The organism is Pseudomonas sp. NS1(2017), assembly GCF_002269425.1.
Classification (GTDB): Bacteria; Pseudomonadota; Gammaproteobacteria; order Pseudomonadales; family Pseudomonadaceae; genus Aquipseudomonas; species Aquipseudomonas reactans.
In genome coordinates this window covers 601,065-616,920 of the sequence record NZ_CP022960.1, presented here as the reverse complement: position 1 = coordinate 616,920, position 15,856 = coordinate 601,065, and the positions used below count along the sequence as shown (strand labels likewise).

16 protein-coding genes are annotated in these 15,856 nt (G+C 60.7%); 7 read left to right on the top strand and 9 right to left on the bottom strand.

From position 1 onward, the window contains the following. Position 1 precedes the first annotated feature (1 nt). Positions 2-517, top strand: coding sequence for a single-stranded DNA-binding protein (locus tag CI807_RS02930; protein WP_003232445.1), 516 nt, complete (start codon positions 2-4; stop codon positions 515-517). 82 nt (positions 518-599) lie between these two features. Here CI807_RS02930 and CI807_RS02925 read toward each other — a convergent pair whose 3' ends face one another. Both CI807_RS02925 and CI807_RS02920 read right to left on the bottom strand, forming a co-directional pair. Continuing rightward, positions 600-1,424 (bottom strand): alpha/beta fold hydrolase, encoded by an 825-nt coding sequence (locus CI807_RS02925; protein ID WP_095013699.1) that lies wholly within the window; start codon positions 1,422-1,424, stop codon positions 600-602. Between the two features lie 125 nt (positions 1,425-1,549). Further along, the gene (locus tag CI807_RS02920; protein ID WP_177409559.1) at positions 1,550-2,491 is read right to left on the bottom strand and encodes a LysR family transcriptional regulator; all 942 of its coding nucleotides are present in this window, start codon (positions 2,489-2,491) and stop codon (positions 1,550-1,552) included. Positions 2,492-2,592: 101 nt separating this feature from the next. Here CI807_RS02920 and tam point away from each other — a divergent pair, with 101 nt between their 5' ends. Next, positions 2,593-3,354 (top strand): trans-aconitate 2-methyltransferase, encoded by a 762-nt coding sequence (gene tam, locus CI807_RS02915; RefSeq protein WP_095013697.1) that lies wholly within the window; start codon positions 2,593-2,595, stop codon positions 3,352-3,354. Positions 3,355-3,387: 33 nt separating this feature from the next. Here tam and CI807_RS02910 read toward each other — a convergent pair whose 3' ends face one another. Then, entirely contained in the window at positions 3,388-3,939 is a 552-nt protein-coding gene (locus CI807_RS02910) for a cysteine hydrolase family protein (protein ID WP_095013696.1), read from the bottom strand. A gap of 96 nt (positions 3,940-4,035) precedes the next feature. Between CI807_RS02910 and CI807_RS02905 the strand changes: the two genes are divergently transcribed. The 3 genes from CI807_RS02905 (at position 4,036) to CI807_RS02895 (ending at position 7,021) form a co-directional block, all read left to right on the top strand. Beyond that, entirely contained in the window at positions 4,036-4,995 is a 960-nt protein-coding gene (locus tag CI807_RS02905) for a GlxA family transcriptional regulator (protein WP_095013695.1), read from the top strand. Positions 4,996-5,166: 171 nt separating this feature from the next. Continuing rightward, the gene (locus CI807_RS02900) at positions 5,167-6,276 is read left to right on the top strand and encodes a DUF3182 family protein (RefSeq protein WP_095013694.1); all 1,110 of its coding nucleotides are present in this window, start codon (positions 5,167-5,169) and stop codon (positions 6,274-6,276) included. Further along, positions 6,266-7,021, top strand: a complete 756-nt coding sequence (locus CI807_RS02895; RefSeq protein ID WP_025857195.1) for a S9 family peptidase — start codon at positions 6,266-6,268, stop codon at positions 7,019-7,021. Before CI807_RS02900 ends, CI807_RS02895 begins: the two co-directional genes overlap by 11 nt. 5 nt (positions 7,022-7,026) lie before the next feature. On the opposite strand, the gene CI807_RS02890 is transcribed toward CI807_RS02895, so the two are convergent. From CI807_RS02890 to CI807_RS02880, 3 genes are read right to left on the bottom strand one after another with little or no spacing between them, the layout of a single operon-like run. After that, positions 7,027-7,974 carry a lysylphosphatidylglycerol synthase domain-containing protein gene (locus tag CI807_RS02890; RefSeq protein WP_095013693.1) on the bottom strand — a complete coding sequence of 316 codons (948 nt, stop codon included), beginning with the start codon at positions 7,972-7,974 and terminating at the stop codon, positions 7,027-7,029. Beyond that, complete coding sequence (clsB, locus tag CI807_RS02885) at positions 7,964-9,226, bottom strand: cardiolipin synthase ClsB (protein WP_095013692.1); 1,263 nt, start codon at positions 9,224-9,226, stop codon at positions 7,964-7,966. The genes CI807_RS02890 and clsB overlap by 11 nt, the downstream gene beginning before the upstream one ends. Further along, on the bottom strand, positions 9,223-10,002 hold the full coding sequence (locus CI807_RS02880; RefSeq protein WP_095013691.1) for an endonuclease/exonuclease/phosphatase family protein: 780 nt from the start codon (positions 10,000-10,002) through the stop codon (positions 9,223-9,225). Before CI807_RS02880 ends, clsB begins: the two co-directional genes overlap by 4 nt. A 170-nt stretch (positions 10,003-10,172) precedes the next feature. Between CI807_RS02880 and CI807_RS02875 the strand changes: the two genes are divergently transcribed. Beyond that, positions 10,173-12,257 carry a mechanosensitive ion channel family protein gene (locus tag CI807_RS02875; protein ID WP_095013690.1) on the top strand — a complete coding sequence of 695 codons (2,085 nt, stop codon included), beginning with the start codon at positions 10,173-10,175 and terminating at the stop codon, positions 12,255-12,257. An 86-nt stretch (positions 12,258-12,343) separates the two neighbouring features. Next, entirely contained in the window at positions 12,344-13,231 is an 888-nt protein-coding gene (locus tag CI807_RS02870) for a sugar nucleotide-binding protein (RefSeq protein ID WP_080642437.1), read from the top strand. Between the two features lie 42 nt (positions 13,232-13,273). Here the strand turns inward: CI807_RS02870 and CI807_RS02865 are convergent, their stop codons facing one another. The 3 genes from CI807_RS02865 to CI807_RS02855 all read right to left on the bottom strand — a co-directional run bounded on the left by CI807_RS02865 (position 13,274) and on the right by CI807_RS02855 (position 15,856). Then, on the bottom strand, positions 13,274-13,972 hold the full coding sequence (locus CI807_RS02865) for an OmpW family protein (RefSeq protein ID WP_016978527.1): 699 nt from the start codon (positions 13,970-13,972) through the stop codon (positions 13,274-13,276). 94 nt (positions 13,973-14,066) lie between these two features. Next, positions 14,067-14,579 carry a DUF3299 domain-containing protein gene (locus CI807_RS02860; protein WP_095013689.1) on the bottom strand — a complete coding sequence of 171 codons (513 nt, stop codon included), beginning with the start codon at positions 14,577-14,579 and terminating at the stop codon, positions 14,067-14,069. Positions 14,580-14,590: 11 nt separating this feature from the next. Next, positions 14,591-15,856, bottom strand: a complete 1,266-nt coding sequence (locus CI807_RS02855; protein WP_016978529.1) for an ABC transporter permease — start codon at positions 15,854-15,856, stop codon at positions 14,591-14,593.

The following is a 15,856-nucleotide window of genomic DNA, read 5'->3' as shown; positions in this document are numbered from 1 at the left end:
TATGGCCCGTGGGGTTAACAAAGTCATATTGGTCGGTACATGCGGCCAGGATCCCGAAGTTCGCTACTTGCCTAACGGTAACGCCGTGACCAACCTGAGTCTGGCGACCAGCGAACAGTGGACCGACAAGCAAACCGGCCAGAAGGTCGAGAAAACCGAATGGCACCGTGTGTCGATGTTCGGCAAGGTGGCCGAGATCGCTGGTGAGTACCTGCGTAAAGGTTCGCAGGTGTACATCGAAGGCAAGCTGCAAACCCGCGAGTGGGAAAAAGACGGCATCAAGCGTTACACCACTGAAATCGTGGTCGACATGCAAGGTACCATGCAACTGCTGGGCGGCCGTCCACAGGGCGACCAACAGGGCCAGGGCGGCATGTCCAACTCGGCACCGCGTCCACAGCAGTCGCGTCCACAGCCAAGCCAGCAGCCACAGCGTGAGTCGCGTCCAGCGCCACAACAGGCCGCTCCGCAGCCGGCTCCGGATTTCGATAGCTTTGATGACGATATCCCGTTCTAGGGTGCATTAAAGCCAAAAGCTGCAAACTAAAAAACCGTACCGCCGAGAAGGCCGTGCGGTTTTTTTTTGCATCGCTAACGGTTCAGAGCTGTGCAAAACGCAACATATCTCCGTTGACTCGCTGCTTGTGCGTGTCGGTTAGCCCATGGGGTGCGCCTGCGTACACCAGTAACTGAGCGTGTGGAATCAAGCGCTTGCTCTCCAGAGCCGCAGCCTGAATCGGCACGATTTGATCGTCACCACCGTGGATGATGAGCGTGGGTATAGTGAAATGCCTCAAGTCTTCGCGAAAGTCGGTTTCTGAAAATGCCTTGATGCTGTCAAAAGTATTCTTGTGCCCGCCCATGACCCCCTGCATCCAGAATGAATTGATCAAGCCTTGAGAGGGAGTAACGCCCGCCCGGTTGAATCCGAAAAATGGGCCGCTGGCCAGATCAAGGTAGAGCTGCGAGCGGTTGGCGATGGAGTTGGCACGCATGCCGTCGAAAACTTCAATGGGTGTCCCTTGGGGGTTGCTGGCGGTTTTGAGCATCAATGGCGTTACGGCGCAGATCAAACCGGCCTTTGCCACACGCCCAGTGCCATGGCGCGCGATATAGCGTGCCACTTCGCCGCCTCCGGTGGAGAAACCGAAAAGGATTACATTTGTCAGATCCAGATGCTCGATCAGCTCCGCTAAATCATCTGCGTAATGGTCCATATCATTGCCGTCCCACGGCTGGCTTGAACGGCCATGCCCTCGGCGGTCATGTGCAATGGCGCGAAAACCGTTGTTGGCGAAATGCAGCATCTGCGATTCCCAACTATCACTATTGAGCGGCCATCCGTGGCAGAACACAACGGGTTGGCCGCTGCCCCAGTCCTTGTAGTAGAGATCGTTACCTTCGCGAGTTTTAAGATAAGCCATGGCGTAGCTCCAACTTGAACGTATTTAATGGGGGGTTAGCCAGTAAATTCGTCCGTGGACACTGCGCTGGCATCTGCATTGACGACCAACAGAACGCGGAGCTTGAGCGGGTCGAAAACGAAAGACTAGTCCAGTTTCGCGGGCGGCGTGTCGGGATGGGATGCGTCTTTTGAAGCCGTGCTGATCACCAACGCTCGGAATCTCTCGAGCACCGACGATGCATCCCCTATCCGCGTCGCCAGATGCAGCGGCGCCACCAGGCTCTGGCACTCCGTCAGCTCCCGATATACGATGCCGTCCCCGCGCAACCGCTGCATCGACGCTGGCACGATGGACACGCCAAGTCCTGCCGCCACCAAGCTCAATGTCGCCGTCATGCGCGGTGCTTCCTGGACCACCTGCGGGCTGAACCCCGCTTCACGACACGCGACCAGAATCGCGTCATACAACCCCAACCCCACGCGGCGGCGATAAAGCACGAAGGATTCGGTCGCCAGTGCCTTCAAGGGTAGGGGAGAGCCTGCACCAAGCGCCAGCGGATGATCGGTGGGCAGCGCCAGCAGCATCGGTTCCACCAGGATGGGTTCGTCCTGCAGCGATTGAGTCCCGCTGAGAGGCGAGCGGATAAACGCCGCGTCGAGTTTTTCGTGTACCAACGCATCGAGCAGTTCGCCGGTGCCAGCTTCCTCCAGCACCACTGTGACGCCGACAAAGGTTTCGCGAAACAGCCGCAGCACACTCGGCACAAAAGGATGGAGCGCCGCCGAGCTGGTGAAGCCGATGGCAAGCCGGCCACGTTCACCGCGTGCGGCACGGCGTACCACCTCTGCAATTCCTTCAGCGTGCGCAAGGATCTCCCGCGCCTCATCCAGCAACGCGAGCCCGGCGGTAGTTGGCCGTACGCCACGGGGCAGGCGCTCCATCAGGACTACACCCAATTCGGCCTCAAGGCTTTGCAACATCCGCGTCAACGGTGGCTGCTGCATGCCCAGGCGTTCCGCCGCGCGGGTGATATAGCCTTCTTCAGCGATGGCAACGAAGGCCTTGAGTTGGCGAAGTTCCAGCATAGGAATACTTTTAAGGTATGGGAGGGCTTCAATCCTGGCATTTGTTCTCATGGCTCACAAGATTTAGGCTGTGGCCAACCTCAAAAAGAAGGAAAGCCGCGATGACCTGGTCAGCCAAGCAATACACAATGTTCGAACAGCAGCGCACCCGTCCCGTTCGCGACCTGGTTGCGGCCATTCCAAACACTGACGTCCGCACCGCCGTGGACTTGGGCTGCGGCCCCGGAAACTCCACCGAGGTGCTGGCCGAACGCTTCCCGCAAGCGCACGTCACCGGCATGGACAGCTCCGACGACATGCTGGCCGACGCCCGCAAAAGGCTGCCGTCGCTGAACTTTGAACTGGCAGATATCGGGGACTGGAAATCTGCGCAAACTTTCGATGTGATCCTGGCCAATGCATCCCTGCAATGGTTGCCGGACCACGCTACGCTTTACCCGCACCTGGTCCACCAGTTGGCGCCGGGTGGCACGCTGGCAGTGCAAACCCCGGACAACCTCGACGAACCCGCCCACCGGCTCGCCCGCGAAGTCGCGGCCGAGGGGCCGTGGTCGGCCAAGATCGGAACGGTCAAACACAACGAGCGCCACACCGCGAGCTACTACTACGAACTGCTGAGCAAACATTGCAGTACCGTCGATGTATGGCGCACCACCTATCAGCACCCATTGGCGGATCACGCAGCGGTGGTGGAGTGGTTCAAGGCGTCGGCCCTGAGACCCTTCCTCGCCCCTTTGACTGACAGCGAAAAAGCTGCCTTCCTGCAGGAATATCAGGCGCGAATTACTCAGGCCTATCCAGCCCTGGCTGACGGCACTGTGCTGCTGCCGTTTCCGCGCCTGTTCATCATTGCCACTGCGTAGGCCGTGGTCACGCTATCGCCGGCAAGCCGGCTCCTACACGGGGGCGAGAAACTCATCGGTCGATACTACGGTTGCGTAGCCGAACGCCAGTGATGCCATATAAGCGTCATGCACCTGCGCAGCCGGGATCACCTTGCCATTGAACTCCAGATCCCGCGTGGCGCAGGCGTCATGGACCAGCGTGACCTTATAGCCGAGGTCCGCTGCTGCACGTACCACCGCGTCGATGCACATATGGCTCATGCTGCCGACCACCACCAGGTCCGTGATGCTGCGTTGCTCCAGCAGTTCGCGCAGGTTGGTTTCGCGAAACGCATTCACAAAGTGTTTAAGCACCACTGGCTCATTGCCTTCGTTCAGCACTTTGCTGTGCAGGTGCGCACCGTCGGAACCCGGCGTGAAGAATGGCGCGTCCTCGGAGGTGAACTCATGGCGCACATGAATCACCGCATCACCCGCCTGGCGAAACGCCTGCAGCACCTGCGCGGCCTTATCTGCTGCGGCGTCCACGCCGTCGAGTGGCCACTTGCCCTGAGGGAAGTAGTCGTTCTGGATATCGATTAGGATGAGCGCTTGCTTGGCCATGTGTGTTGCCTCGTGATGGGTTGATGGGCCCAGTATCTTAGCTGGCGCACGCACCGGGGATTGGCTGCACCGACAATAACAGGGGGAAAACTGACAATGGCGGTCGTCGAGCTGGGCGTGTTGATTTACCAAGGTGCGCAGTTGGCGGCCGTGCATGGCTTGACCGACCTGTTCGGCGTGGCCAACCGCATCGCCGCCGAGCATCAGTCCGCGCAATTGCCGTTGCTGCGGGTCAGCCATTGGCAGGTGGATGTTACCGGCAAACCGGCGCGCGTATTCAGCAGCCATCCTGGCCCTGACCAGCCGATGATGGCCGTATTGGTGCCGCCGTCGATAGGTGAATTCACCGAAGACCAGGCGCCGCCCGCGCTGCTGGAATGGATCCGCCAGCAACACGCGGCAGGCACGGTACTGGGCGGTGTGTGCATTGGCTCGATCATGCTGGCGCGCAGCGGCTTGCTCGACGGACGCAGCGCCACCACGCATTGGTCGTCCGCCAAATCCTTCGCGGTCCGTTACCCGGCGGTGCGCCTGGAGGCGGATAAACCCATCGTCGATGACGGCGACCTGATCACCACCGCCGGCTTGATGGCCTGGTCCGAACTCGGCCTGCGGTTGGTCGATCGCCTGATGGGGCCGAGTATCGCGGCCGATACCGCGCGTTTCCTGGTGATCGAGCACAGTGACAGCGCCAGCCAATGCGGCAGCAACTTCGCGCCGATACTCGGCCACGGTGACGCGGCCATCCTCAAGGTTCAGCACTGGCTTCAAGCCAGTGGCGCGGTGGATGTTTCCCTTACGGTAATGGCCCAGGAAGCCGGTTTGGAAGAGCGCACCTTCCTGCGGCGCTTTCGCAACGCGACGGGCTTGAAACCCACCGAGTACTGTCAGCACTTGCGGGTGGGCAAGGCGCGGCAGATGCTCGAATTCACCAATGGCACCATCGACCATATCGCCTGGACCGTGGGTTACCAGGACCCCGGTGCCTTTCGCACCACCTTCAAGAAGATCACCGGCCTTTCGCCCAGCGACTACCGCAGCCGTTTCGGTGTGTGAATCGTGCAGAACGCCGCCGCATTAACGAGTCGTCGTGCAGAATAAAGCAGGCCAACTGCCATCGGTTTTTCGGCAACCGATTGATTTGAATGCAATCCCGTCCGAACGCGCCTTGGCCTGATCTCTGCAACGTTCCCTCTACACACATGGCGGGATGGCCAAGGGGGACGCATGACCCCGACTCAACGCAAGAAGCTGGTGGTTGCGCACTCCACACGTGAGGGTGCGCCTCTGCATGAGGTCGAAACCAATCGCGCCCTGGCGCGCTGGTTGGCGCAGATTCTCGGGCTCAAATTCGGCGGCAGCTACGACGCTGATCTGCACGCGGGGCGGGCGTTGTACCTGCTGCCCACACAAACCCTGGTCGGCCCGGCCCAGGCGCAAGCGCTGAATATCAAAGGCCCGGAGGATCTGTGGGGCGGCTACGTCGACCACGACTTCATCTGCACCAAAGCCATCAGTCATGGCTTGCTCGGCCCTGACGCCAAAGCGCCGGAAGGTTGGTCGGCGTTGTTCTGCGAGCGTGTACGCAATGTCGTGCTGGACGGCTTGAGCGTCTTCGCACTGGAAGATGCGCGGCTCGCAGCCACACGCTTGCTCCACAGCGGCCCCATCCGCTTGAAACCCGTGCACGCCTGCGCGGGCCGAGGCCAGGAAGTTATCCACAGCCTGGATGAATTCGAGGCCGTGCTGGCGCGATCCGACGCCGCGAAACTCTTTAACGAAGGGGTTGTTCTGGAGCAGGACCTGCACGATGTGGTCACTCACAGTGTTGGCCAAAGTTTTATCGGCGATCACGTGTTCAGCTACTGCGGCGAACAATACCTGACAAAAGACGGGCAGGGCGAAGAGGTCTATGGCGGCTCCAACCTGCTGGTGGTGCCGGGTTACTACGAAGACCTATTACAGCTCCAACTGCCGGACGACGTACGCGAAGCCATCGAACAAGCCCAGGTATTCGACACTGCTGCGGATGAAGCCTACCCCGGCTTCTACGCATCGCGACGCAACTACGACATCGCCCAGGGCCTCGACAGTAACGGCCAACGCCGCAGCGGCGTGCTCGAACAATCCTGGCGCATGGGCGGGGCCAGCAGCGCCGAAGTCGCAGCGCTGCAAAGTTTTATCAACAACCCTGGCCTGCGTGCGATCCATGTGTCCTCGGTGGAAACCTACGTGGACCAACCGCTGCCGGCCAATGCCATCGAGGTGTATCGCGGCCCGGCGCAAAGCAGCGAGTTTCTTCTCAAGTACGTGACGGTTACCTCTTATGACGGCTAGAAGCGAAAGCATTGCGATCGATATCGACGACGAACAGATGAGCGGCACCTTCCTCAGTCCCAAGTCCAAAGTCCCCGGCGTGTTGTTTGTGCACGGTTGGGGCGGCAGCCAGGAGCGCGACCTGGAACGCGCCAAAGGCATTGCCGGCTTGGGTTGCGTGTGCCTGACCTTCGACCTGCGCGGGCACGCCGGCACCGGTATTCCATTGTCCCGCGTCACCCGCGAAGACAACCTGCGCGACCTGCTGGCGGCCTATGACCGACTGCTTTCCCACCCGGCCATCGACACCTCGGCAGTGGCAGTGGTAGGTACCAGTTACGGCGGCTACCTCGCGGCGATTCTCACCTCATTGCGCCCGGTGCGCTGGCTGGCGCTGCGCGTACCGGCGTTGTACCGCGATCAGGAATGGCTCAAGCCCAAGCGTGATCTGGATAAGGCCGACCTGATGGATTACCGCAGTACGTTGGTCCACGCCGAAACCAATCGCGCCTTGCACGCGTGTTCGGCGTTTACCGGTGATGTGTTGATCGTCGAATCGGAAACCGATGACCACGTGCCCCATGCCACCATCATGAGCTACCGCGCGGCGTGCCAGCAGACCCACTCCCTGACCCACCGAATCATCGACGGCGCCGACCATTCCCTCAGCGATCCGGTGTCCCAGCAGGCTTACACCTCAATCCTGGTGGACTGGATTACCGAGATGGTGGTGGGCGAACGGTTGAGCATTATCCAGTCCCAGTAAAGCGTTCAAGCGGGTGTTTTCTTCACCCGCAACGCCTTCGCCTTGGCCTCCACACCGAGGTACATCACCAGCGCGATCAGCAGCGGCAAGATGAAGTAAATCGCCCGATACGCGATCAACCCAGCCAGCAAACTGCCCCGCGACGCCTCATGCTGCAACAGTGCAATAAATACCGCCTCCAGCACACCCAGCCCGGCCGGAATATGGGTGAGCACTCCGGCAATCGCGCTGATCAGCAACACACCCAGCACCAGCGGATAATCCAGCTTGGCCGGCAATAAGGTGAAGATCACCGCCGCCATCAGCGACCAATTCAACGCGCCCAGCAGCAACTGCAAGCACGCCATGCGCACTGACGGCAGGTTAATTTCCATGCCGCGAATCGTCCACGCACGTTTCTTCGAAAACTGGCAGGCCACCAGATAACCCAGGCTGGCCAGTACCAACAACGCACCAATGCCTTGCAAGGCCGTGGTGCTGACCTTCCACCCCGGCGGCATGGTCACCAGACCGCTGCTGAACACCACCCCGGCGATCGCCATGTAGCCAAACCAATTGGTGGCCAGGCTCAGGCCGAGGATCTTGGCGATATTGCCGGTGCTCACGCCCAAGCGCGAATACAGCCGATAACGCATGGCGATGCCGCCGACCCACGCGCTCAAGTTGAGGTTGAATGCGTAGCTGATAATGCCCACCGGCAGGATCTGCTTCCACACCAGGTTCTGGCGGATGTAGGTGCGGCCGATCAAGTCGAAGCTGGCGTACACCAGAAAACTGCACAGCGTCAGTGCGCCTGCGATCACCAGTGTGCGCACCTTGAAGTCGCCCAGGGTCTGCACCACTTCGCTCCAGTCGATACGGCGCGCGAGCAGGGTGAACAGCACGATCAGCACCAGGAAGAAGGCGATGGTCAGTGGTTTCTTCCAGCGCTTGAATCGGGATTCAGCGGTCATTGGCCTGGCTCTCGATGGGTTTCAAGCGTGGCTTGTGCGCCGGCAACCAGCCCGTCAACGCCGGGAAGTGGCGCATCACATGAAACACCAGGAAGCCCACGGTCAACCGCCACAGCCACAGGCGCGGTTTGCGGTTTTCCGGCATGGTCTGGCAGTGGTCTTTGGCGAGTGTTTCCAGGCGTTCGTAAAGTTGTTGATTGAACGCGCGGTCACGAATCAACACGTTGGCTTCCAGGTTCAGCGACAGGCTTAGCGGGTCGAGGTTGCTTGACCCCACGGTGCTCCATTCGTCATCCACCAACGCCACCTTGCCGTGCAGCGGGCGCTGGCAGTATTCGTGGATCACCACGCCATCTTTGAGCAGATAGTCGTAGAGCATCCGCGCCGCCAGCTTGGCCAGCAGCACGTCGGGCTGGCCCTGCATGATCAGTTGCACCTGCACGCCACGGCGCGCAGCGTTGCGGATTTCCCGCAGCAGGCGGTAGCCGGGGAAGAAGTAGGCGTTGGCGATCACCACGCGTGTTTGCGCCTTGCTCAGCGCGTGGATGTACGCCTCTTCAATGTCATCGCGATGCTGCACGTTGTCGCGGTAAATCAAGCGCACCAGGCCATCGCCCTGGTCGGTAGACCACAGCGAAGGCCGCTGCTGGCGCCGTCGCCAGCCACGTCGCGTACGCACCTGGCGACCACTTTGCGCCAAGGCAAAATGATGCAGGTCGGCCACTGCCGGGCCTATCACTTGAACGGCGTAATCCTGCTTGGCTTCGGGGCCGAAATCGCCCAAGTGATCGGCGGAAAAATTGATCCCGCCGATAAACGCTATTTCCGCATCCACCACCACAATCTTGCGGTGCAGGCGGCGAAACCAGTTGGTGCGAATACCCAGGGTCTTGGACGCCGGGTCAAACATCTGCACCGTCACTCCAGCGTCCGCCAATTCGCCCAGAAATGACGGGCTCAATTCGCCACAGCCAAAGCCATCGAGGCTCACCACCACCTTGACTCCACGCTGCGCGGCCTCGATCAGGATACCGTGCAGCTCATGACCCACCTTGTCTTCGAAAAGAATGAAGGTCTCCAACAGAATTTCCCGGCGGGCCGCGCGCAGGGCTTCGAACACCTTGGGAAAATACGCCTCGCCGTTCTCCAGCAATTCGACCTGGTTACCCCTCTGCCAGCCGTAGTCCAGGTCGCGGGCCTTGGCTTCGTCCGGCGGCTGGTCGGTGGAGATATGTTCAACGGCCACGTTCATAGCTCGATCTCCACCGACAGCGGCACATGGTCTGATAAATGAGACCAGGGCCGCGTTGTCAGCACACGAGGGTTATGCACCTTCAGGTTACGCACGTAAATCCGGTCCAGCGGCAACAACGGCAGGCGCGCCGGGAAGGTGCGTGCGGGCTTGCCGTTAACCTCGACGAACACCTCCTTCAGGCCGGCCTTGCTCAGGTCGGCCTTCTGGCGCCAATCGTTGAAATCACCGGCCACCACCAGCGGCGCATCGGCTGGAAGCTCGCTGATACGCTGCTCGATCAAACGCAATTGCTGCTGGCGATGCACCTCGCGCAAACCCAGGTGAATACAGATCGCATGCACCTCCTGGCCCGTGCCCGGCAGGCGCAGCACGCAATGCAGCAGGCCACGGTTTTCATGACCGCTTTGGGAGATATCGAGGTTGTCGTAGCGCACGATCTGGAATTTCGACAGCAGCGCGTTGCCGTGGTCACCGTGGGGGTAGACCGCATTGCGACCGTAGGCGAACTGCGGCCAGATGCTGTCGGCGAGGAATTCGTACTGCGGCATGTTCGGCCAGTCGCTGAAGCGCTGTAGATGGCGTTCGTGGGTGCCGTGGATTTCCTGCAAAAACACCATATCCGCGCCCACGCTGCGCACCGCTTCACGCAGCTCGGGCAGGATGAAACGTCGATTCAGGGCGGTAAAGCCCTTGTGGATATTGACCGTCAGCACCGTGAAGCGAGTGATGGCGACGCTGGGGGTGATGGGCACCCAGTCGGGAATCGCAGCCATGATTGCTCCTGTGAAAGAAGTGGGGGCCTGGCCCCCGTTTATGGCTGACTGTGATTTTTGGCTGAAAGTTTCCAGCGTCCTACAGACGGCATAAAGATGCCGCTGAAGGGGAACGATCAAGGCGCAAACCCGTCAGTTCCTTACAGACCCTTCTGAAGGAGCTCGGTGTTTTGCTGAATCTCAAGACTGCATTACTGCTCGGTGCGCTGCTGTTTTGCGGCAGTGGCGCACTGCAAGCGGCGGCCACCGCGCCGGAACCTGAAGCGCCGGCCAAGCCGGAATTGCTGGTGGAGGGCGGGCTGCTGGGGGCTATCAGTTCCAGCATTGATGACGTACAGCAAAAGCTCGACCTCAATCAGAACCTGATCGATGAGTGGCGCCTGCGGGCGGATCGAGCGGCAGACGAGGTGGGGCGGCTGGTCGACCAGACCGCTGCGCGCTCACCTTGGAGTGTGGCGGGGGATTTCCTGCTGTTGTCTGGCGTGTGGGTCGGCGCTTTTGTGGCGATGACGCTGCTGGGGCGATTTATCGTACAGCGCCTGGGTCGTCGCTCGTTCTTCGAGCGGCGCGAACGCCTGCTGGCGGTGCTCGGGTATGTGATCCCCTATACGGTTCCCGCGCTGATATGCCTGCCGCTGACCCTGTATGTCAGTCACTTTCTACCCACCTCCGTGGGCCGTGCGCTGGCGCTGTGTTTTGCCTACGCCACCAGTAGCGGTATCTTTTCCACCTCGATGCTGTTGTGCGTCATTGTGATGTTCAACGTCGGACACAAGCGCCCGGCGGTACGGATCATTCGCAGCTACTGCCCCAGACCGTTGTTCCTGATCGGCTTCCTCGCCGCCCTCAGCGATGCGCTGACCAGCCCGCAAATCGCCCGTCAGCTGGGCGGCAATATCACCAGCAGCATCGCAGTGTTTACCGGGCTGTTTGCGGCGGTGATTTTCGGCATGCTGGTGATCCGGCTGCGTCGTCCGGTCGCCCATCTGATCCGCAATCGACCTCTGGCTCAGCGCCTAAAACACCCGGCACTGCAACAGTCGCTGCGAATATTTTCCGGCCTGTGGTACTGGCCGATCCTGTTGATGGTGCTGGTGTCGGCGATCAACCTGATCGGCGCCGGTGACGACAACCAGAAAGTCCTGCGTTGTGCGCTGTTCACCACGATCCTGCTGATCGGCACGGTGTTCCTCAGCACCGTGCTGCAACACCTGTTCAAGTCCCGCAGCCAAGTGGCGATCCAACGCAGCAGTGCGTACAAGGAACGCTTCCTCAGCCTGTTGCACGCGATCCTGCGCATTGTCATGGCCATCGCGTTTATCGAAATCCTCGGGCGGATCTGGGGCGTGTCGCTGTTCGAATTCGCCCAACGCAATTCGGTGGGGCGGGCCATCAGCGATTCCCTCAGCAGCATCGGCCTGATCCTGCTGATGACCTGGCTGTTCTGGGTGGTGCTCGACACGGCGATCCAGGAAGCGCTGAAACCGCCGGTCAACAAACGCTCCAGTCGCCAACCGAGCACGCGGGTGAAAACCATCCTGCCGCTGCTGCGCAATGCGGTGAAAATCATTCTGGTGGTGATTTGTGCGATCACCACCATGGCCAACCTCGGCATCAACGTCGCGCCGCTGCTGGCCGGTGCAGGGGTGGTCGGCCTGGCCATTGGTTTTGGCTCGCAACAACTGGTGCAGGATGTGATCACCGGGCTGTTCATTATTATTGAAGACACGCTGTCCATCGGCGACTGGGTGGTGCTTGACTCCGGCCACGCCGGCACCGTCGAAGGCCTGACCATCCGCACCCTGCGCCTGCGCGATGGCAAGGGTTTTGTGCATTCGGTGCCGTTCGGACAGATCAAGGCGGTCACCAACCAATCGCGGCAATTTGCCTACGCGTTCTTCTCGGTGCAGTTCACCTACGACACGGACGTGGACAAGGCGGTGGAGCTGATCCGCGAGGCAGGGCAGTCAATCCGGGATGATGTGTTCCTCAAGTACAACCTGCAAGGGCCGCTGGAGGTGTTCGGCGTCGACAAGATGGACCTCAACGGCGTGGTGCTCACGGCGCAGTTCCGCACGGTGTCGGGCGGGCAATATGCAGTAAGCCGTGCATTCAACCAGCGCCTGAAAAAGCTTGTGGATAACTGTGACGAGGTGCATTTCGCGCAAACTTATCCACAGCAGGTCATGGTGCCTGCGCGGGCGGCCCTTGAGCATGAACCGACGGAGGCGGGCGCGAAGACAGTTAATCCGTGACGGTTGCGCTACAAACCCGCAAAATGCAACGATTCTGGCCAAGACCAGAAAACCTTCGTTCCAAACAGACCGGGCCTGCTCAATCTATGCGAATGCGCCTTATGTTACTGGGCGGCGGGAATGCCCTCGGGCAGGCGCTGATTCGCCTCGGTGCAGAGGAAGACATCGGTTTCCTCGCACCCAAACCGCCCCAAGACGGCTGGGATGCCGCGAGCCTCACCCAATTGCTCGACGACACCCGTCCCGATGCGTTGATCAACCTCGCCTACTATTTCGACTGGTTCCAGGCCGAAGCGGTCAGCGAAACCCGTCTGGCCGCCCAGGAGTTCGCCATCGAACGCCTGGCCGAGTTGTGCCAGCACCACAACATTACTTTGCTGCAACCGTCCAGCTACCGCGTGTTCGATGGCTCCCGCGCCACCGCCTACAGCGAAAAGGACGAGCCGGTGCCCCTGGGCCTGCGCGGCCAGGCGTTGTGGCGTATCGAACAGAGTGTGCGCGCCACTTGCCCGCAACATGTGTTGTTGCGGTTTGGCTGGCTGCTGGATGACAGTGTCGATGGCACCCTCGGGCGCTTTTTGGCTCGTGCCGAGAAACCGGATGAATTGCTGATGGCGGACGACCGTCGCGGTAACCCGACGCCCGTGGACGATGCCGCGCGGGTGATCATCTCGGTGCTCAAGCAGCTCGATTGCGCGGCGCCGCTATGGGGCACCTATCACTACGCCGGCCAAGAGGCGACCACGCCGTTGGCGCTGGGCCAGGCGATCCTCACCGAAGCGCGCAACTTTCACCCGCTGGCGATTGAATCCCCTACCGCCCAGGCGCACGCGGCCCGGCCGGATGCGAGCGAAGAACCGCAACACGCGGTGCTCGCCTGCAAGAAAATCCTCCACACCTTCGGCATCAAGCCACGGGCATGGCGGGCGGGGTTGCCGGCGTTGCTGGATCGGTTCTACCGTCACGGCCAATAAAAAAAGGCGCCTGAAACAGGCGCCTTTTTTTGTGCGGCGGGTTTAGAACTTGTAGCCAATACCCACCATGTAAACCATCGGGTCCACGTCCACATTGACCTTGGCGCGGGTGCCAGGCGCCACGCCATTGTTTTCCACGGTGGCCTTGGTGCTGATGTCGATGTAGCGCGCCTGGGCGTTGATCATCCACTTGTCGTTGATCATGTAGTCCGCACCGATCTGTGCGGCCCAGCCCCAGGAGTTTTCAGCCTTGAAGTTGCTGAACCCTGCGCCTTGGGCACGGCTGCCGACGTGTTCGTCGTAGATCCAGGTGTAGTTGATACCGGCGCCCACGTACGGTTGGAAGGCCGACTTGTTGTCGAGTGGGTAGTACACGACACTCAAGGTTGGCGGCAGGTGTTTCAGGGTGCCGAGCTTGCCGTTGGCGGGGCTCAGGGCGGTGCCTTTGATCTTCACATCATGCTCGAACGGCGTGGCAGCCAGCAGTTCGATACCGACGTGGTTGGTCAGCATGTAGGCGAAGTTCAGGCCCAGCTGGGTGTCGCTGCTCATGGTCGCCTTGCCGCCCAGGTTGGTGCCTGCCAACGGGCCCTGGTCAACTTTGACGTGGCCGCTGTCCGCCTTCGGGTTCACGGTGATTGCACCGGCGCGCACCAGAATGTCGCCGGCTTCGTGAGCGTGTGCAACGGGGGCGACGAGGGCGAGCGCGAAGAGGGACGCGCCGAGCAGAGACTTGTTCATGGGAGCTCCAAAGGACGTTTAAAAGTTGTACGTCCAATGGTAAAGATCGTTCCGTCCGGTCTTTTGACTCAGCTCAATGAAAGGGCGATCAGCCTTATTCAGGCAGCTCGTACATGTAAATTTTCTCGGCTTCCATCTGGTAACCGGCATCGGCCAGCTCGCTGGTGGACGGTTTGACCTGCATCTCACCTTCAATCCAGTACGGCTGGTACAGCTCATCGAGCTTCACGCCGATTTCGCTTTTGACATGCACGATCTGGTTCGACGGTGGCGGCGGCACATGGATGCACGCGCCGAAATACGGCACCAGCAAGAATTCGGTAGTGCGCCCGTTTTCGCTGACTTCCAGTGGCACGATGTAGCCGGGCAAGCGAATGTGTTGGCCATTGAGCGCAGGCACCACTGGCGCGTTGGGCATTTCCTGCTTGGCAGCCGGCGCCGACTCCAACGCATCCGCCATGCTGGAAAGGTTGTGCAGCGGCTGCATGTTCGGCACTTCCGGTTCGGCATCCGGTGGAATCAGCTCCGACCACGTCAGCTCTTTGGGCTCGGCGGCCCACGCGGGCAGGGCGATCAGCAGAAACAATGCAAACAGGATGCGACGCATCAAGGCCTTCCTCATAAACGTATGGACAGGCCATCGGCCAGGGATTGCCGATAGGCGCGCCACGCGGGCACGCTGCCCATCAACAGCGCGGCGCCCAGGATACCGGCGAGCAGCGTCCATTCATATTCGCTGGGCCACGACATCGGCAGGTCCAGGCCGTAGTTGGCCTGCAGATACCCGCGCGAGGCGGCGATGCACACGTAGAGCAAGCCAACCCCCGCCACCACGCCAGACAACGCCAGGGCGAAGGCCTCGAAGATCAGCAGTGTCGCGATATGCCAGGGACGTGCGCCCACCGAACGCAAGATCGCCATTTCGCGGCGCCGTTCGTTGAGGCTGGTAAGGATCGCCGTGAGCATGCCGATCAAGCCGGTGAGCACCACGAACAGTGAGATCACGAACAGCGCTTTTTCGGCGGTGCCCATCATGCTCCACAGCTCTTGCAGCGCCACGCCGGGCAGGATCGCCAGCATCGGCTCGCCACGGAATTCGTTGATCTCCCGTTGCAGGGCAAAGGTGGAAATCTTGTTGTTCAGGCCGAGCATGAACGCGGTGATGGCCTGCGGCGTGAGGTCCATGTTGCGCGCCTGGTCGGCACTGATACGGCCTTTGCCTTGGGCCGGTACGCCGTTGTGCCAGTCGATATGGATCGCTTCCATGCCGCCGAGGCTGATGTGCAACGTGCGGTCTACCGGGGTGCCGGTGCGCTTGAGTATGCCGACGACGGTGAAGGGTTTGTCATCGTGTTTCACCAGGCTGACCACCGCCACACCATGGGCCAGCACCAGTTTGTCGCCGAGTTTGTAGTGCAGCGCGTCAGCCACCTCGGCACCGAGCACCACTTCAAACGGGTCGGTGGCGAAGGCACGGCCGCTAGCCAGTTCGAGGTTTTGCTTGCGCCCGTATTGGTAGTGCTCGAAGTAGGATTCGTTGGTGCCCATCACGCGGTAGCCGCGATGGGAGTCACCGAGTGAAATCGGGATCGCCCACTTCACCTGGGGGCTGGCGGCGAAATGTTCGAAGCTGTCCCAGCGGATGTTGTTGGTGGCGTTGCCGATGCGAAACACCGAGTACAACAGCAGGTTCACCGAGCCGGAACGGGCACCGACGATCAGGTCGGTGCCGCTGATGGTGCTGGCGAAACTGTTGCGCGCTTCAACGCGCACCCGCTCCACTGCGAGCAACAAACAGACTGAAAGCGCGATGGCGAAGGCGGTGAGGATCGCGGTAAAGCGGCGGTTAGCCAGGCTGGCCATGGCTAGACGGAACAGATACAT